General features: G+C 45.3%; 15 protein-coding genes. 5 read left to right on the top strand and 10 right to left on the bottom strand.

From position 1 onward, the window contains the following. Positions 1 to 50: 50 nt before the first annotated feature. The 8 genes from JUB15_RS15275 to JUB15_RS15240 form a co-directional block, all read right to left on the bottom strand. Positions 51 to 1,169 carry an ABC transporter permease gene (locus JUB15_RS15275; RefSeq protein WP_207513358.1) on the bottom strand — a complete coding sequence of 373 codons (1,119 nt, stop codon included), beginning with the start codon at positions 1,167 to 1,169 and terminating at the stop codon, positions 51 to 53. A 9-nt stretch (positions 1,170 to 1,178) separates the two neighbouring features. Next, entirely contained in the window at positions 1,179 to 2,285 is a 1,107-nt protein-coding gene (locus JUB15_RS15270) for an ABC transporter permease (protein WP_207513357.1), read from the bottom strand. 177 nt (positions 2,286 to 2,462) lie between these two features. After that, complete coding sequence (locus JUB15_RS15265) at positions 2,463 to 3,212, bottom strand: ABC transporter ATP-binding protein (protein ID WP_207513356.1); 750 nt, start codon at positions 3,210 to 3,212, stop codon at positions 2,463 to 2,465. A gap of 34 nt (positions 3,213 to 3,246) precedes the next feature. After that, entirely contained in the window at positions 3,247 to 4,167 is a 921-nt protein-coding gene (locus JUB15_RS15260; protein WP_207513355.1) for an ABC transporter ATP-binding protein, read from the bottom strand. Positions 4,168 to 4,249: 82 nt separating this feature from the next. Next, positions 4,250 to 5,191 (bottom strand): HlyD family secretion protein, encoded by a 942-nt coding sequence (locus tag JUB15_RS15255; RefSeq protein WP_207513354.1) that lies wholly within the window; start codon positions 5,189 to 5,191, stop codon positions 4,250 to 4,252. A 147-nt stretch (positions 5,192 to 5,338) separates the two neighbouring features. Further along, the gene (locus JUB15_RS15250; protein ID WP_207513353.1) at positions 5,339 to 6,610 is read right to left on the bottom strand and encodes a TolC family protein; all 1,272 of its coding nucleotides are present in this window, start codon (positions 6,608 to 6,610) and stop codon (positions 5,339 to 5,341) included. A 38-nt stretch (positions 6,611 to 6,648) separates the two neighbouring features. Beyond that, entirely contained in the window at positions 6,649 to 7,266 is a 618-nt protein-coding gene (locus tag JUB15_RS15245; protein WP_207513352.1) for a TetR/AcrR family transcriptional regulator, read from the bottom strand. Positions 7,267 to 7,600: 334 nt separating this feature from the next. Beyond that, a complete protein-coding gene (locus JUB15_RS15240) occupies positions 7,601 to 8,758 on the bottom strand; it encodes a homogentisate 1,2-dioxygenase (protein WP_207513351.1) in 1,158 nt (385 codons plus the stop codon). Positions 8,759 to 9,104: 346 nt separating this feature from the next. On the opposite strand from JUB15_RS15240, the gene JUB15_RS15235 reads away from it, so the two are divergent. Then, the gene (locus JUB15_RS15235; protein WP_207513350.1) at positions 9,105 to 9,542 is read left to right on the top strand and encodes an SRPBCC family protein; all 438 of its coding nucleotides are present in this window, start codon (positions 9,105 to 9,107) and stop codon (positions 9,540 to 9,542) included. A gap of 62 nt (positions 9,543 to 9,604) precedes the next feature. Continuing rightward, complete coding sequence (locus tag JUB15_RS15230; RefSeq protein WP_207513349.1) at positions 9,605 to 10,111, top strand: metallophosphoesterase family protein; 507 nt, start codon at positions 9,605 to 9,607, stop codon at positions 10,109 to 10,111. A gap of 158 nt (positions 10,112 to 10,269) precedes the next feature. On the opposite strand, the gene JUB15_RS15225 is transcribed toward JUB15_RS15230, so the two are convergent. After that, the gene (locus JUB15_RS15225; RefSeq protein WP_207513348.1) at positions 10,270 to 11,388 is read right to left on the bottom strand and encodes a glycoside hydrolase family 18 protein; all 1,119 of its coding nucleotides are present in this window, start codon (positions 11,386 to 11,388) and stop codon (positions 10,270 to 10,272) included. A gap of 210 nt (positions 11,389 to 11,598) precedes the next feature. Then, positions 11,599 to 13,824, bottom strand: a complete 2,226-nt coding sequence (locus JUB15_RS15220) for an aconitate hydratase (protein ID WP_255539636.1) — start codon at positions 13,822 to 13,824, stop codon at positions 11,599 to 11,601. 159 nt (positions 13,825 to 13,983) lie between these two features. Between JUB15_RS15220 and JUB15_RS15215 the strand changes: the two genes are divergently transcribed. The 3 genes from JUB15_RS15215 (at position 13,984) to JUB15_RS15205 (ending at position 16,439) form a co-directional block, all read left to right on the top strand. Beyond that, positions 13,984 to 14,205: a PspC domain-containing protein gene (locus tag JUB15_RS15215; RefSeq protein ID WP_014220653.1), complete on the top strand. Its 222-nt coding sequence runs from the start codon at positions 13,984 to 13,986 to the stop codon at positions 14,203 to 14,205. An 89-nt stretch (positions 14,206 to 14,294) separates the two neighbouring features. Continuing rightward, the gene (locus JUB15_RS28785) at positions 14,295 to 15,299 is read left to right on the top strand and encodes a helix-turn-helix transcriptional regulator (protein ID WP_207513346.1); all 1,005 of its coding nucleotides are present in this window, start codon (positions 14,295 to 14,297) and stop codon (positions 15,297 to 15,299) included. 354 nt (positions 15,300 to 15,653) lie between these two features. Next, positions 15,654 to 16,439 carry a DUF4382 domain-containing protein gene (locus tag JUB15_RS15205; RefSeq protein WP_207513345.1) on the top strand — a complete coding sequence of 262 codons (786 nt, stop codon included), beginning with the start codon at positions 15,654 to 15,656 and terminating at the stop codon, positions 16,437 to 16,439. Positions 16,440 to 16,510: the final 71 nt, after the last annotated feature.

Raw genomic sequence — 16,510 nt, 5'->3', positions numbered from 1 at the left:
CCTGAATACAATCAGGTGTGGCATCTTTTGAAAATAGGCCACACCTTTTTTTATGACCGCTTTTTATAGTGCAGAACTGCCCAGCTATTCAGTACCACGGCAAAGCCCAGCACCGTAAACAAATGCGGACTGATATCTTTTAAACCACTCCCCTTCAGCACCACCATCCGCATTACATCGATAAAATAAGTGACCGGGTTCACTTTGGTGATGGCCCTGGCCCAGGCAGGCATACTGTCGATAGACGTATACAAACCACTCAATAAAATGAACACCATCATCATGAAGAACGATAACAGCATGGCCTGTTGCTGATTACTGGTGTAGGTTGATAACAGCAATCCCAATCCCAGCACAGCCAGCAGGTACACCGCTGCAAACGTATATATTACAAGTAAACTGCCTGCAGGAATAATACCATAAGCCAGGCGTGCAATGATTAGTCCAATAGTGAGAATAAGCAGTCCAAGTACCCAGAAAGGGATCAGTTTACCCAGGATGAAATGGTATTTTTTGATCGGCGTTACATTGATCTGTTCAATGGTGCCTATCTCTTTTTCCCGTACAATGTTCAATGATGCCAGGAAAGAACCAACCATTGTTACCAGCACCACCAGGATGCCGGGCACCATAAATAACTTGTAATTCATGGCAGCATTGAACCAGTTCGAAGAAGTTACTTCAATCTGCACTTCGGGACTGAACCGCGGCAACTGCACCCACTTCAGGCGTACTTCCCGGTTATAATCCTGGATGATACTGCGCAGGTAGGCGCCGCCCAGATTGGCTTTTACCCCGTTGATGGCATTGATGGCCATGAACAAGGTAGATTCATTTTCTCTGATCAGTTTCTTTTCAAAATCGGCCGGTATTTCCAGTACGAGATCAGCTTTATCGTGTTCTACCTGTTGCAATGCATTGGAATATGAGCCGGAATAATCCTGCAGCTGGAAATATCCCGAGGAAGTTACTTTATTTAACAGCTGGCGGGAGTATTGCGAATGGTCATGATCTACCACGCTGAGCTGGATGTTCTTCACTTCATAATCTGCCGCCCATGGCAAGATCAACAATTGTATGGCAGGCATCATAAAGATGATGCGGAGGATAGACGGATCCCGGAATATTTGCCGGAACTCTTTCTGTAACAGAAAACGCAATGTTCTCATATAATTATTTTAAGCCAGTCTTATTTTGAATTTCCTGATGCTCAGTGCGAGCAGGAACAACAGCATACCAGTAAGGATGAGGGTCTCTTTCCAAACGGCTGCAATACCCAGCCCCTTAATCATCACTTCTTTTACGATATAATAGAACCATTTGGCCGGAACGATATTGGAGATGATCCGCAGCGGCAAAGGCATATTTTCAATGGGGAACATAAAACCGCTGAGCATGACGGTTGGCAGGAACATGCCGGTCAATGCAATGAACATAGCGGTTTGCTGGGAATCGGTTCCCGTAGAGATCAACAAGCCAAAGGCCAGGCAGGTGAGAGTGAACAGGATGCTTTCAAAGATCAGTAACAACAGACTGCCATTGATAGGCACATCCAGTACAAACACACTCAGCAACAGGATGCTTGTAACATTCACGATAGATAACAAGAGATAGGGAACCGCTTTGGCCACTACGATCTTGAAAGGCTGCATGGGCGATACCAGCATGATCTCCATCGTGCCCAGTTCTTTTTCCCGCACAATGGTAATGGCTGTCATTAGTGTACACACCAGCATGAGCACCATGGCCATAACACCCGGCACAAAACTGTAAGCGCCTTTTAATTGTGGATTATACAACATGCGCATCTCCGTTTTGATCGTATAGGGTAAACGCCTGTTGTTGGTGATGCGGTCCTGGTAATCGAGAATGATAGCCGTGGCATAATTGGTGAGCGTATTGGCCACGTTCGGGTCAGAAGCATCGGCGATCAACTGTACCTGTGCAGCATTGAAATGGTCGAGGTCATTCGCAAAATTTTCCGGGAAAATGACCGCCAGCTTGATCTTACCCTTTTTAAAGGCCGCCTCGATCTCGGGATAGGCATGTACATCCTGCACTACATCGAAATACCGGCTGGCATTTAGCTCGCTGCGCAAAGCGTGTGTAGCCAGGTCGTTCGACTGATCGAAGATGGCGATCTGCGAATTCTTTACTTCATTGGTAAGTGCAAATCCAAAGATGAGGATCTGCATAATGGGCATACCCAATAAAATAAACACGGTTCTTTTGTCCCTTGCTATATGATAGAACTCTTTTTTTACGAAAGAAACAAATTGTTTCATATAAATGATTGTCGATAAGTGGAACTAATTCCATATTAAGTATCTGTTACAGGGTACAGGGTACAGGTTCAGGGCCCTATCCTTTGCTCCCTTCAAATATTTAAAGGCTGCAACCTGTAACTTTTTCTACCTGCAACCTGAAACCTGTAAGTCTTTGTGCTTACTGCGAACCATCTTTTAGTCGGTGCTTCGCTTCGCCTTGCGGGCTAATTTCAAAAACACTTCGTCCATCGAGTTCACTTCAAACGTCTTCTTCAATTGTGCCGGCGTATCCAGCGCATCTATTCTGCCATCCACCATAATAGATACACGGTTACAATACTCGGCTTCATCCATATAGTGTGTGGTCACAAAAATGGTGATCCCCGATTCCGCTGCCTGGTAGATCATGTTCCAGAACTCGCGGCGGGTAACGGGATCTACACCTCCGGTTGGTTCATCGAGGAAAACGATCTCCGGCTCATGAAAGATGGCGACCGAAAAGGCCAGCTTTTGCTTCCAGCCCAGCGGTAATGATCTTACCAGCTTGTTGGTCTCGCCTTCCAGGTGCAGCTCTTTTAACAGGAAGGCTGTTTTCTCTTTGATAAAGGCATCGCTTTTTCCATAGATGCCGGCATAGAACCGGATATTCTCCTTTACCGTCAGATCTTCATACAGCGAGAACTTCTGGCTCATATAGCCGATGCTTCGTTTGATCTGTTCCGTTTGTTTAAAGACATCGAAGCCCGCCACAGCCGCTTTGCCGGAAGTGGGCATCGACAATCCGCACAACATCCGCATGGCCGTTGTTTTGCCGGCTCCGTTCGCCCCCAGGAAACCGAAGATCTCCCCTTTTTTTACCTCGAAAGAAATGCCGTCAACGGCTGTGAATTCGCCGAAACGTTTCGTTAATTCAACTGCCTGTATAGCGATATTGTTTGTTGTCATTGTTTACAATTTAATGGTCAACTCACGCGTCCTCCTAGCCGCTTTGCTTCATGAGTGCTATAAAGCAATCCTCGATATCCGCTTTAATGGACTGCACTTCCGCCTGCGCATGCTGATGCTGTAAATAATTCGAAACGTCGGCAGCAGCATAGCCGTCTTTCAGCACAACATGGTGGTATTCTCCGAAGGGATAGGCATCCTGTGTACCTTCAAAATGGTGCAGGTGATTCAGCAAGGGCAGCATGTTCGCGTCTTTAACGGCCACAAGGGGTTGTTTAAAAGCAGCGATCACCCCTTCGGGACTATCTACTGATAATATGGCTCCGTTTTGAATCAAAGCCACACGGTCGCACATACTGGCTTCATCCATATATGGTGTCGAAACCAGGATGGTAATACCCTGCTTTTTAAGGTTCCGCAGCATTTCCCAGAATTCTTTTCGTGATACGGCATCCACGCCCGTGGTTGGTTCATCGAGAAATAAAACCGAAGGCTTATGGATCAGCGCACAACTCAGGGCCAGCTTTTGTTTCATACCTCCCGATAGTTTACCGGCTTTCCGGGTCCTGAATGGTTCTATCTGCGAATAAATGTCTTTAATGAGATCGTAATTCTCCTCGATGCTTGTGTTAAAGATGGTGGCAAAGAACTCCAGGTTCTCTTCAATGGTCAGGTCCTGGTACAGGGAGAACCGGCCAGGCATATACCCTACCCGATGACGGATCGCTTTGAAATCCTTTACCACGTCTAACCCATCTACCGAAGCAGACCCGCCATCCGGCAATAATAAGGTCGTGAGTATCCGGAATAAAGAAGTTTTACCAGCGCCATCGGGTCCAATGATGCCGAATAATTCGCCCGGCGCTACGTTAAAAGATACGCCACTGAGCGCCTGGGTCAGTTCTTTCTTTTTGCCGTAATGCTTTGTAAGGTTATTTACTTTTACTGAAACCATGTTAAAAGATTAAAAGTTGAAAGGGTTGATAGAGTTGATAGAGTCTCCTTTATCAACGCTATCAACTTTATTAACTTATCAACTACTTCGCAAACATCACCTCTCCATACATACCGATCTTTAAATAACCGTCATTCTTTACACGTACTTTGATAGCATATACCAGGTTCGCCCGCTCGTCCTTTGTTTGTATGGTCTTTGGGGTGAACTCCGCTTTATCACTCACCCAGGTAATGGTTCCGGGGTATTCCCTGTAAGCTTTTGCGCCGCTGTCGATCATCACCTTTACAGCCTGGTTCAGCTTTATCTGTGGCAATTGCGTACCGGTGATATAAGCGCGCAGGGTAAGGGTATCGAGATTGGCGATCTTGTACAGGGCCTTGCCGGCCGACGTTACCTCGCCCGCTTCGGCATACTTCGTAATAACAGTTCCGTCCACCGGATTAATGATCTGCGCTTTGCCGATCTGCTCGTTTAATTGCGCCACTCTCTTCTCCAATGGCTTTTTTTCGCTGAGCACCGTCCGGTTCTGCGTATAGGTGTTGGTTCGCTGCACATTGATCTGTTGGCGCGTAACATCCATTTGCTTTTGCAATACTTCTATCTGCGAAGTAATATCATCCAGTTGTTTGCCGGTAGCCGCATCCTGTTTCAACAGGTTCTCAATACGCGTACGTTCATGCAGCAGGTTCTTCAATTGCGATTGCTGAACAGCCAGCTGTTCTTCCAGTAGTTTTATCTGCGGCATTACATTATATGTTCTTTCCTGCAGGGCTTCAATAGTGGCCTGCATCTGTTCCTTTTGCAAAGACAGATTTTCAGCATCGATAATGCCCACGACCTGTTCGCGAGGAATGGCCTGCCCTTCAAATACGTTGAACGATAATATTCTTCCGGTTTGCTCGGCAGAAACGATCACTTCATCTACTTCGAATGTACCGGAAGCATCGAATTTCTGCGCATTACGGTTACAGGCTGCAAAAAGCATCGCTGTAGCAGTAAGGGTTACAATAAGTTTGTTCATGAGCTTTTATTTAATGTAATAATGTGATAATCCGATAATGTGATAATGGAATACAGAATTTAATGAATGCTTACGTGGGAGCTCCGCTTTATAGGAACTGCTGCTTTTAAAGCATCATATTATCTCATTATCAGATTTTCTAAATAATTATTGGTTGCCTGACAGGGTGCGGTAATTGATGCGGGCCTGAATAAGCTGCAACTGGTGCGCAATAAGCGACTGGCGTGCCTGGTCTTCGGCATTCACCTCTTTTAGAAAATCATTGGCAGTGATCACCCCGTTCGACAGCTGTGCATTGGCTGCATCTTTTACCTGCGCCCGGATGGCGATGATCTGCTGGTCACTTTCTATCAACCGGGATAGTTTCTCCAATTCGGCTTCCTGTTGTTTAAGCTGCGTATTGGTAGTTAGCAGGAACATTTCTTTTTGTACATCCACTACCCGCTGGTTCACCTGTAATAATTCGCGCTCGCGCCTGGTGGTATACAAACTGCCCAGGTTCCAGTTCAACCGAACACCTCCTATATAAAAGAAATCAAACTCATTCTTCAACATGTTCAATCCCGGACGGCCATAACCACCCTGCACAAATAAACTGGTGCGTGGCCGGTTCCTGGCACTGATCAAATGGTTTTGCACTTTATACAATTCGTTTTGATAATTATATAATTTCAACTCCGGACGAACCACTGTTTCCTTCACCAGCGGCGCAGGCATTACCGGTTGTTCCAGTTGTATATTCGCAGGCAGTGAGCGGTTGAGGAACAGGGATAATACATCCACCAATCCTTTACGGTTGGCGTTCAGTTCAATGATGCGCTGATCATTCTTCATCAGCTCCGCTTCCAGGGTTAACTGGCTCGAACGGAATGCTGTTCCATTCTTTACCTGCGCTTCCATTCGTTTAATACCTAACTGTATGTCCTTTTTTACCAGCTCCACCTGCTTCAGTTGTTCGTCAACCAGCAAAACACCCAGGTACAGTTGGTTGATGCGGTCTTTCACTTTATACAACTCTACTTCCGCTTTCTGGTCTTCCACCAAAGCGTTGGCATGCTGCACATTCTTTTGTGCGGCGGTATTTCCGCCATCATATAACAGCTGACTTATTTCTGCCTGGATCTTGTACTGATCTTTCTCCGGCGCATCGATCTTGATGCCGGGAATACTAACCGGAACGCTGGTTACATCTGATTGGTAAGTGGCCTGCCCTGAAATGGTGAGTTGCGGCAGGAAACCTTTGCTCAGGTTTTCAATGGTGAGGGTGGCGGTCTGGCGAACGAGGTCTTTTTGTTTGATCACCGGATAATGTTGCCGGGCCAGGTCGTATGCCTGTTCCAGCGTGAGCCGGCTGCTATCCTGCGCCTGCACGCAGATGGCCAGCAGCAACACCCCTACATTAAACCAAAATTTAATCATAAGGTTTAACCATTTAGTTAATTGCATGGTAAAAAAATTTATTTCTTAATTGAATCAATAACAAACCTGACCACTGACTTTTTACGTTGCTCCATCATTTTTATAAACTCCTCATCATTCGTTTTGGTTACCCATTGTACCATGGGCCTCGCGATAAAAGGAAAGATGCAAAGCGAAACCATGTTGATCATCAGATCATACGCCCTGATCGGCTTTATCTCGCCTTTCTTTATCAGTTTGGCCAGGTGCTCTTCTACTTTATCAATCGGCGGCCGGCTGTTACCCCAGATCTTTTTCATCATTTCTTTAGGATTCCGGCTTACTTCATTCAGGATAAAATTCGCCAGCAGCGGATTCTGCGACAGCGTATCAATATACTCACCCATAAACTTTTCAATCTTTTCAAACAGCGGCATTTCCGACAACATGATCGTTGTAACCTTCGGCATGAACTTCTGGGCCTCTTCCATAAAGATCCGCTCGAACAGCTTCTCCTTACTGCGGAAATAATAATGCAATAAAGCCTTGTTAATACCTGCTCTGTCAGCAATATCCTGCATACGGGCGCCATCGAGCCCGTTTTCCATAAATACCTGTTTGGCAGCTGCCAGGATCTTCTCTTCGGTACTTGTATCGTTCTTGGTTACTTTAGCCACGAAGTTTAACCATTTGGTTAAACACAAAGGTATAACGAAAATGTTGATACTGCCAAGCATTTCAGTAAAAAAAAAATCGCCTGCCTTGTTTAATGGCAGACGATCAGAATAATGTGCTAATGTGCTTATTTGATAATTAGCTAATGAAATGTCCGATATGGATCATTACTTACTGCTCCCTTCGCCTTCTATACCCTTGCCCATTGACTGTCATCCCGCAGCGGGCATGCATTTACAACAAAAAGCACTATTGGCGCCAACTTACATTAGGAACGTTTAATTAGGGCGTTTTTAATTAGCTAATTAGCACATTAGCTAATTAGCTAATAATGATTTACTCCGCCCAACTCATTGTATAATTCGGATTTTCAATTTGCAATGCTTCCTTGGTCAACTGTAAGGGATGAAAAGTGTCAACCATCACCGCCAGCTCTTTGGTTTCTTTGGCGCCCAGGCTTTTCTCCACGGCGCCAGGATGCGGCCCGTGTGGAATACCGCCGGGATGCAGGGTGATCATACCGCGGGTTACATTTTTGCGGCTCATAAAATCACCATCTACATAATACAACACTTCATCGCTATCGATATTGCTGTGGTTATACGGCGCGGGCACCGACTGCGGATGATAATCGAACAGGCGCGGGCAGAATGAGCACACTACGAAATTATTGCCCTCAAATGTCTGGTGCACAGGTGGTGGCTGGTGCACACGGCCGGTGATAGGCTCAAAATCATGGATGCTGAAGGCAAATGGATAACAGCAGCCATCCCACCCCACTATATCGAACGGATGATGCCCATAATGCAGGTTGTACATCATTCCCCGCTTTTTGGTGCGAATGAGATAGTCGCCTTTTTGATCAAAAGTGGGTAAATTCTGCGGTGGCCGGATATCCCGCTCGCAAAACGGAGCATGTTCCAGTAGCTGTCCGTATTTACTCTGGTATCTTTTGGGAAACCTGATAGGACTGAATGATTCCACAATGAACAGGCGGTTATTATCATCTTTGAATTGTATCTGATAAATGGTGCCCCTGGGCACTATCAGGTAATCTCCATACCCAAATGGCAACTCGCCATACATGGTACGCAATACACCCGTACCCTCATGCACAAAGATCATTTCATCAGCATCGGCATTTTTAAAAAAATAATCGTGCATGCCTTCCTGTGGCGCGGCCAGTACAATATGACAATCATTATTCACCAGTACCGGCGTGCGGCTCTGTAAATAATCGATAGCTGGTTTTATATGAAAGCCCTCAAAACTCCGGTGCTTTAACATTTTTTCTTCGGCTATTTTGGGCGACACGTCGTATGATGGTTCTGTTTTAATGATATCGGTAGGTGGATGGCAATGGTATAACAAGGAATAATCATTTGAGAACCCTTCGGTGGAAAACAATTGTTCGGCATACAATGATCCGTCAGGTTTACGGAACTGGGTATGACGCTTATGCGGGATATTCCCTAATTTATAATAGTATGGCATGATAATAACAATTTGCTAATGAGATAATAGGCTAATGTGCTAATTAACCGCCTGCCGGCAGCCACGCTACCAGTAGCATTATTTAAGGAACGAGTAATTATAGTGTAGATGCTTCTGGCCTTACCAGGGAAAGTTCGAGGGTTTTTAGCAGGAAGACGTATTTCCAGCTCCGCTTATCGATCCAATATGTAAAGTTGCGAAAGAATGGCATGGCAATGATCGTTGATATAAAGTTAATAAATACCGGACAAAACAGGCAATTTCGAAATTTGGTCCGTAAAAAGGAAAATCCGGTAATTTGCGGCCCAATTCAGGAGAAACCAGGCGAAACACTAAATAAATTCAGATGAAAAAGAATTTAATCCTTACCAAAGAAAGACACATCGATGCCAGCGCGCTGAAAGTATGGAATGTTTTGACCGATAACCAAAGTGTTGAACAATGGCTGGGCGTTCAAATGATCACCGACTGGCAAATTGGAAGTCCAATCGCCTTTACCTTCAATTACAAGGATAAAGAAGTGAAAGACAAGGGCACGCTGTTGCACTTTGAAAAGGAAAAAAAATTGACCTATAATTACTGGAGTGTGTTCTCAGCTACGGAAGATAGTCCGGAAAATTACTCAGAGATCACCTTCACCATTACAGCGGAAGGAAATGGTGTTTTGTTACAAATGACACAAAGTAATATACCTTCCCAGGTAATGTTTGCCCATGCCGATAAGAACTGGGCAGAAACCATGGACACTATAAAAAAGCTGGCAGAAGAGGAAGCGCAATGGTGAATGCTTGCCCGTCCTTAGCAAAGCGAAGGCGGGGTGAATGGCCGCGGCACACAAAATTATTTATGAAACGAATCGGCTTGATCTCAGACACACATGGTTATCTGGATGACGCAGTTTTCAAACACTTCGAGAACTGCGATGAGATCTGGCATGCCGGTGATTTCGGCAATTTAGCCCTGGCTAATAAACTGGCTGCTTTCAGGCCATTGAAAGGCGTTTATGGTAATATTGACGGACAGGACATCCGCACGGTTTATCCCGAGAAATTGCGCTTTACCTGCGAAGGCGTGAACGTATTCATGATCCACATTGGCGGCTATCCCCCCAAATACAATCCTGCGGTAAAAAAAGAATTGACAACCGATCCGGCCCAACTGTTCATTTGCGGGCACTCACATATTCTGAAAGTGATGTTCGACGACAAATTGCAATGCCTGCATATAAATCCCGGGGCAGCAGGAATGCAGGGCTGGCACAAAGTGCGCACCCTGATCCGCTTTGTTATTGATGGAAGTAATATGAAAGATTGTGAGGTGATCGAATTAGGAGCAAGAACACAAACTTTATAATCTTATTTATAGTAATGAAATACCGGTTACTGGGGTACCGGTTACCAGTTACCGGTTACCGGATTCAAATCCTTTATCCAACTTTTTAAATTGTCAACCTGTATTTCATTATCACATTATCACATTAGCTATTTATCACATTTGTCCCTGACTACCACTTACTTTCCATTCTTAACCTTTTCATTATAAATAACATCTAACAACCCATTAGAGAAAGTATCCTCGCCCAACTGCCAGAACATTATACCATTGAGCTTTTGATTGACCGCATACTCCGTTTTAAGCCGCATGGAGGTGGTATCATCGTACGTTACGAACAGTTTCTTTTCCGCATTATACAACCAGGGGGCTTTTGCAACCGGATCCCAGTGATAAACATAACCACTGTCGGGGGCAAATACTTTGGGATAATTCCTGAACGGCACGCCCCGTTTGAATGTAGCCGCCTGGTACAGGCCGTTATTTACGTTTTCTGCGTTTTCAAATATGCGTGCGTAGAAGGCTGCACCGATCACCATTTTGTTTCGGGGAACGCCTATAGAATCGAGGAAACGGATGGCATTGTCGGCCGATTCTTTTTGCTGAGGTGTTGAATAAATGGGCGTATGATGACCTGTAACGGTGCTGAACCCATTTACCAGATCATAGGTCATTAAATTAACCATGTCAATGACCGGCATTACTTTTTTCCATTCAATACTTTCCTGCAGGAACTGGGTAAATCCGCCGGCAGCGAAACTGATAATATTTTTGGGGCCAATGGCCTTGCGCAATTCGATGACCAGTTTGGTGAAATTGGGTTTATCCTCGGGCACAAACCGGTGACCGGGATACCCCGAAATGGCAGGATATTCCCAGTCGAGGTCGATTCCATCGGCCTTGAAATGATCGAGCAGTCCTTTCACCGAGCGCGAAAATTCAGCCCTGCCTTTATCTGTGGAAAACACATCGGAACAGGTTTCACAGCCGCCCCATCCACCGAGAGATAGCAGCACCTTTAATTGCGGATTTCTTTTCTTCAGCCCTACCAGCCGTTGAATGGTGGCGCTGTCACCGGCATTATCAACTACCAGTTGATTGCCTTTTAAATGACAAAAACTAAAAATGATGTGGGTGAGCTTTTCGGCCGCAAAACTGTCAACCTGGGCAGCCTGGCCGGCATAGTAGGCAATAACGTTCAGCGGCTGCGCTTTGCCGCTCTTTTTGGAGGCAGCCTGTGAAAAACCGCTGGTGTATATGACAAGTAGCAACAGGATTTTTAATGCAATGCGGGTCATGAAATATGTTTTTAAATATTAGTGCTGTTAAAGCGAAAAATGTAATGTACAGCCGAACGTCCATTGAATGGTAACCACTCGTATAAAAGCGCTCACGGGCACAGGTATCGTTTATTGCTGCGGCACATTTACCTATCATCAAAAATAAAAGAGAGCAAAGGAGTACGGAACTCACTTTGCTCTCTTTATTTTATTAAGTTAAGCGATTGCCTACTTCTTCGCAAACTGTGAACGGATAACGTTCAATGCACCACCTGCTTTAAACCACTCGATCTGTTGTTTATTGTAAGTGTGGTTCAACGTTATTTCGTCTTTGCTGCCATTTTTATGGTTCAATACCATGGTCAATGGTTTACCAGGCGCAAAAGATGCCAGTCCAACGATATCGATGCTATCATCTTCCTGTACTTTATCGTAGTCTTCTTTATTTGCGAAGGTCAATGCCAGCATACCCTGTTTTTTCAGGTTGGTCTCGTGAATACGGGCGAAACTTCTTACCACGATAGCGCGAACGCCCAGGTGACGGGGTTCCATAGCAGCGTGCTCGCGGCTGGAGCCTTCACCGTAGTTCTCATCACCTACTACAACAGAACCAATGCCTGCTGCTTTGTAAGCGCGTTGTGTTGCAGGAACCGGACCGTATTCGCCGGTCAGCTGGTTCTTGACTTTATCGGTTTCTTCGTTAAAGAAGTTCACGGCGCCGATCAGCATGTTGTTACTGATATTATCGAGGTGGCCGCGGAATTTCAACCATGGACCAGCCATAGAGATATGGTCAGTAGTACATTTACCTTTTGCTTTGATCAGCAGTTTCAACCCTTTCAGGTCGGTGCCTTCCCAGGCAGCAAATGGTTCCAGTAACTGCAAACGTTGTGAATCAGGAGCCACTTTTACCTGAACGCCGCTGCCATCAGCTGCAGGCGCCTGGTAACCGGGATCTTCTACAGAAAAACCTCTGGGCGGTAATTCCATACCGGTTGGTTCATCCAGCATCACTTCTTTACCATCTTCATTCTTCAACTTATCTTTTAATGGGTTGAAGGTAAGATCACCGGCAATAGCGAATGCGGTTACGATCTCCGGAGAGGCCACAAACGCGTGGGTAGAAGCCAGACCGTCATTACGTTTTGCGAAGTTGCGGTTAAACGAAGTGATGATCGAGTTCTTACGTTTGGGATCGTCGATGTGACGGGCCCATTGACCGATACAGGGACCGCAGGCATTGGCCAGTACAATACCACCGATCTTGTCGAAAGTATCGAGGAAGCCGTCTTTTTCAATAGTATAGCGAACCACCTCAGAACCGGGGGTGATGGTGAATTCAGCTTTAGCTTTCAGATTTTTATCGATCGCCTGTTTTGCCAGTGAGGCAGAACGGCTGATATCTTCATAAGAAGAGTTGGTGCAGGAACCGATCAGGGCTACTTCCAGGCGTTGCGGCCAATCGTTCGCTTTTACAGCTTCTGCAAACTTGGAAATAGGCCATGCGAGGTCTGGTGTGAACGGACCGTTTACATATGGTTCCAGCTCATCGAGGTTGATCTCGATCAACTGATCGTAGTATTTGGCAGGATCAGCGTATACTTCTTCATCAGGACGCAGGTGTTCCTTGATCTGAGTAGCCAGGTAAGCTACATCCTCACGGCCGGTAGCGGTCAGGTAGCTGGCCATTTTCTCGTCGTATGCGAACAGTGAGCAGGTAGCACCAATTTCAGCACCCATGTTACAGATAGTAGCTTTACCGGTAGCGCTCAGGCTGTCGGCGCCTTCGCCGAAATACTCAACAATAGCTCCGGTACCACCTTTTACGGTTAAGATACCAGCCACTTTCAGGATCACGTCCTTGGCGGCAGTCCAACCACTCATTTTGCCGGTTAATTTAACACCGATGAGTTTGGGCATTTTAAGCTCCCAGGGCAAACCTGCCATTACGTCAACCGCGTCAGCACCTCCTACACCGATGGCGATCATACCTAAACCACCGGCATTAGGTGTATGGGAGTCGGTACCGATCATCATACCACCGGGGAAGGCGTAATTTTCCAGCACTACCTGGTGAATGATACCAGCGCCGGGTTTCCAGAAACCGATACCATATTTATCAGAAATAGAAGAAAGGAATTCGTATACTTCTTTATTGATCTCATTCGCGGTTTTCAGGTCTTCCTGGGCACCGGTCTTGGCTTGAATCAGGTGATCACAATGCACGGTTGAAGGAACGGCTACTTTTGCACGTCCGCAGGTCATAAACTGCAACAATGCCATCTGCGCGGTTGCGTCCTGCATGGCTACGCGGTCGGGTGTGAAATCTACGTAGTCAACGCCACGATCGTAGGCTTTTTCTGCCGGAACGAACAGGTGGGCATATAATATTTTTTCTGCTAATGTGAGGGGACGGCCTACCAGTTTACGCGCTTCAGCCACCTTCTCAGGCATTGCGGCGTAAACCTTTTTAATTAAGTCCAGATCAAAAACCATGATTTTTCGTTTAAGAAGTGATCAAACGTATAAAAAAGTTTGGCAAAGTTACCTAAAAAATGGGTAGGGTGGGATTCATTGCTTGCAGATTTTTGATGAATGTTTTAATTTAGAGCCATGAACCGGTTCAGGCAATTTATAGAATGGCAGGCATTTGGCGTATGCACAGCTATTGGAGAAAGGCTGGGCATTGCCACCTCGCGCATTCGTACCTGGTTTATTTATGTTTCTTTTCTTACAATGGGTTCTCCATTGATCATTTACTTCATCCTGGCGTTCTGGATGAACATTAAGCGATACATCTGGTCTCTCCGCCGTAACCCCCTGAAATATCAATAGAACCTTTTACTCCTCTGAATAGTAGCCTTACCTGGGCTGGTACGGATTTTTTTATTATCTGTCCTATGTACAGACGTAAATAAGGCTCGGTGTTCGAATTTGACTACACTAATACCAATTATGAGCAATTGGTGCATGCGATGGCCTCCTTATTACAGGTTCCCGTGCACAATGAACAATTGTTATTTCCCGAAGCTGTCGGCAACGGTAGTTTTCGTCATATACATGCGCCTAATGGACTACATGCCTACCTCATTGAATGTACGTTTCATAAGGACTGGCATATACACATCAATCAATCCAGTGAAGAATACTACATGCTTCGGTTTGATGAACTGGCCGTTCCACAGTCATTGACCATTACCGTAGCTGATGAAAAGATCAGGGAAAAAAATACCAACCGCGCTTTGGCTTATCTCACAAGTTCCCTCTATAACTGGTCGTATGAAGGAACAGCGGGTAGTACATATAGAGGTGTACTCATTGCATTCAGCAAACAGTGGCTGGCCAGGTATTTTGAGATAGAACGGGTGGAAGATGTGCTTTCGTCCTACATTTCATTAAAAGCGGAAAGCATAAATATTGTGCCACTCGATGCACGGTACCGCCGGTGGATGAAAACCGTCAGTCATGTAGAAGATGACAATCCGTTACGTACAACGATCCTGCAAAACCGCATGATGCTGCTGATCGAACGGTTCTTTACAGGCCTCTTCGAAAAGATGAGCAATCCTGCTTACCGGCTGCCCCTGTCTCATGAAGATATTGCCCGGGTAATGCATATTGAACGATTGTTGACAAGGAATTTGTTGCAAACGCCTCCATCGATCCAGCAACTGGCCAGAATAGCCGCCATCAGTGAATCGAAGCTGAAAAAGGATTTCAAGACCATGTACAATTTTCCCATATATGAGTATTTTCAGAAAGCACGCATGCATGCCGCCCAGGACAAATTACTCACCGGAAAATTCTCGGTAAAAGAAGTGGCCATGGAACTGGGCTATTCGAACCTGAGCAATTTCACCATTGCATTCAAAAAAGAATTTGGCATCTTACCCAGCCAGCTGCTCTCCCAAAAGAAACTGTCGCATTAAAATCCATGTGCTGGTCTATAATAGTTACGACCGCCGGCTCTGTTTATAAAATGTTAAATCAACATCAGTAACATATCGTTTACTTCCTGCGGTTATTGTTATGACTATATTGGATACTGCATCGTAAAATTCCGGTATAATTTTCCGTAGATCTACAGTATAAATTTATTCAGGTTCCCCCCGTTTTTAGATCCAATATTACATGTGTAAAAATGTTTATAAATATTTTTATGCATCACAACTGTCTTGATAAACAGTGTATTACAGCTCCCGCCGGGAGCTTTTTTCATATTACATTTTTATGTATGGTATACTTTTAGCTTCTTTGTGAACACATTAAATATTTCACACACTATGAAATCCAACTTTCGCACGTTCCTTTTCGCATGTGCACTGTTTACTACCGGCCTGGTTTCCTGTTCTGACAAAGAATCGAATGAAAGAGCCAGGTTAGAGGTCCGCATGACCGATGATCCTGCAGCTTATGATGCAGTTTATATCGATCTTAAGGATGTACAGATCAATGTAACCGGTGAAGACGACAAAGGATGGCAATCTTTACCTGGTGTGCAAAAAGGTATTTATAATTTGCTCGACCTGGTGAATGACAAAGACACCCTGTTGGTGAATGCCGACATCCCTACCGGAAAACTGCACCAGATCCGCCTCGTACTGGGCAACAACAATTCTATTGTTGTAGATGGAACTACCATTCCATTGGAAACACCCAGCGCCATGCAAAGCGGTTTAAAGCTGAACGTTCAGCAAGATGTAAAAGGTGGCATTTTGTATACCATGCTGCTTGATTTTGATGCAGGAAAATCAGTTGTAACTACTGGCGGCGGCAAGTACATTTTGAAGCCTGTTATCCGCACGGTACTGAATGCCGTTGGTGGCAGCATCAAAGGTGCCGTTACACCTGCCAGCGTGATCACAGCCGTTTATGCGATCAATGGTACCGATACCATGACTACCTTTACCGATGCAACCGGTGGCTACCTCATCAAAGGTGTACCTGCAGCTACTTACAACTTGCAGTACTGGCCAACCGACACTGCCTACAACTCACAGGCCAAGACCGGCATTGCTGTTACAACCGGTAATGTTACTGTTGTAGATACGGTGCGTTTGGTAAAATAAGTGAATGGTCAATGGTGAATGGTGAATATGCCCTTTATTCAAACCTCACTAAGTTAAAACATAAAATGCCC

The organism is Longitalea luteola, from assembly GCF_017356035.1.
GTDB lineage: Bacteria > Bacteroidota > Bacteroidia > Chitinophagales > Chitinophagaceae > Niastella > Niastella luteola.
Note: the sequence above shows the minus strand (reverse complement) of the source record. Positions and strands in the feature narration are given on the sequence as shown.

Excerpts from the sequence above, each read along its gene's own strand:
- JUB15_RS15255 (WP_207513354.1), bottom strand. The coding sequence starts at position 5,191 with ATGAACAAACTTATTGTAACCCTTACTGCTACAGCGATGCTTTTTGCA.
- JUB15_RS15215 (WP_014220653.1), top strand. The coding sequence starts at position 13,984 with ATGAACCGGTTCAGGCAATTTATAGAATGGCAGGCATTTGGCGTATGC.
- JUB15_RS15265 (WP_207513356.1), bottom strand. The coding sequence starts at position 3,212 with ATGACAACAAACAATATCGCTATACAGGCAGTTGAATTAACGAAACGT.
- JUB15_RS15275 (WP_207513358.1), bottom strand. The coding sequence starts at position 1,169 with ATGAGAACATTGCGTTTTCTGTTACAGAAAGAGTTCCGGCAAATATTC.
- JUB15_RS15260 (WP_207513355.1), bottom strand. The coding sequence starts at position 4,167 with ATGGTTTCAGTAAAAGTAAATAACCTTACAAAGCATTACGGCAAAAAG.
- JUB15_RS15240 (WP_207513351.1), bottom strand. The coding sequence starts at position 8,758 with ATGCCATACTATTATAAATTAGGGAATATCCCGCATAAGCGTCATACC.
- JUB15_RS15270 (WP_207513357.1), bottom strand. The coding sequence starts at position 2,285 with ATGAAACAATTTGTTTCTTTCGTAAAAAAAGAGTTCTATCATATAGCA.
- JUB15_RS15220 (WP_255539636.1), bottom strand. The coding sequence starts at position 13,824 with ATGCCTGAGAAGGTGGCTGAAGCGCGTAAACTGGTAGGCCGTCCCCTC.
- JUB15_RS15225 (WP_207513348.1), bottom strand. The coding sequence starts at position 11,388 with ATGACCCGCATTGCATTAAAAATCCTGTTGCTACTTGTCATATACACC.
- JUB15_RS15235 (WP_207513350.1), top strand. The coding sequence starts at position 9,105 with ATGAAAAAGAATTTAATCCTTACCAAAGAAAGACACATCGATGCCAGC.
- JUB15_RS15250 (WP_207513353.1), bottom strand. The coding sequence starts at position 6,610 with ATGATTAAATTTTGGTTTAATGTAGGGGTGTTGCTGCTGGCCATCTGC.
- JUB15_RS15230 (WP_207513349.1), top strand. The coding sequence starts at position 9,605 with ATGAAACGAATCGGCTTGATCTCAGACACACATGGTTATCTGGATGAC.
- JUB15_RS15205 (WP_207513345.1), top strand. The coding sequence starts at position 15,654 with ATGAAATCCAACTTTCGCACGTTCCTTTTCGCATGTGCACTGTTTACT.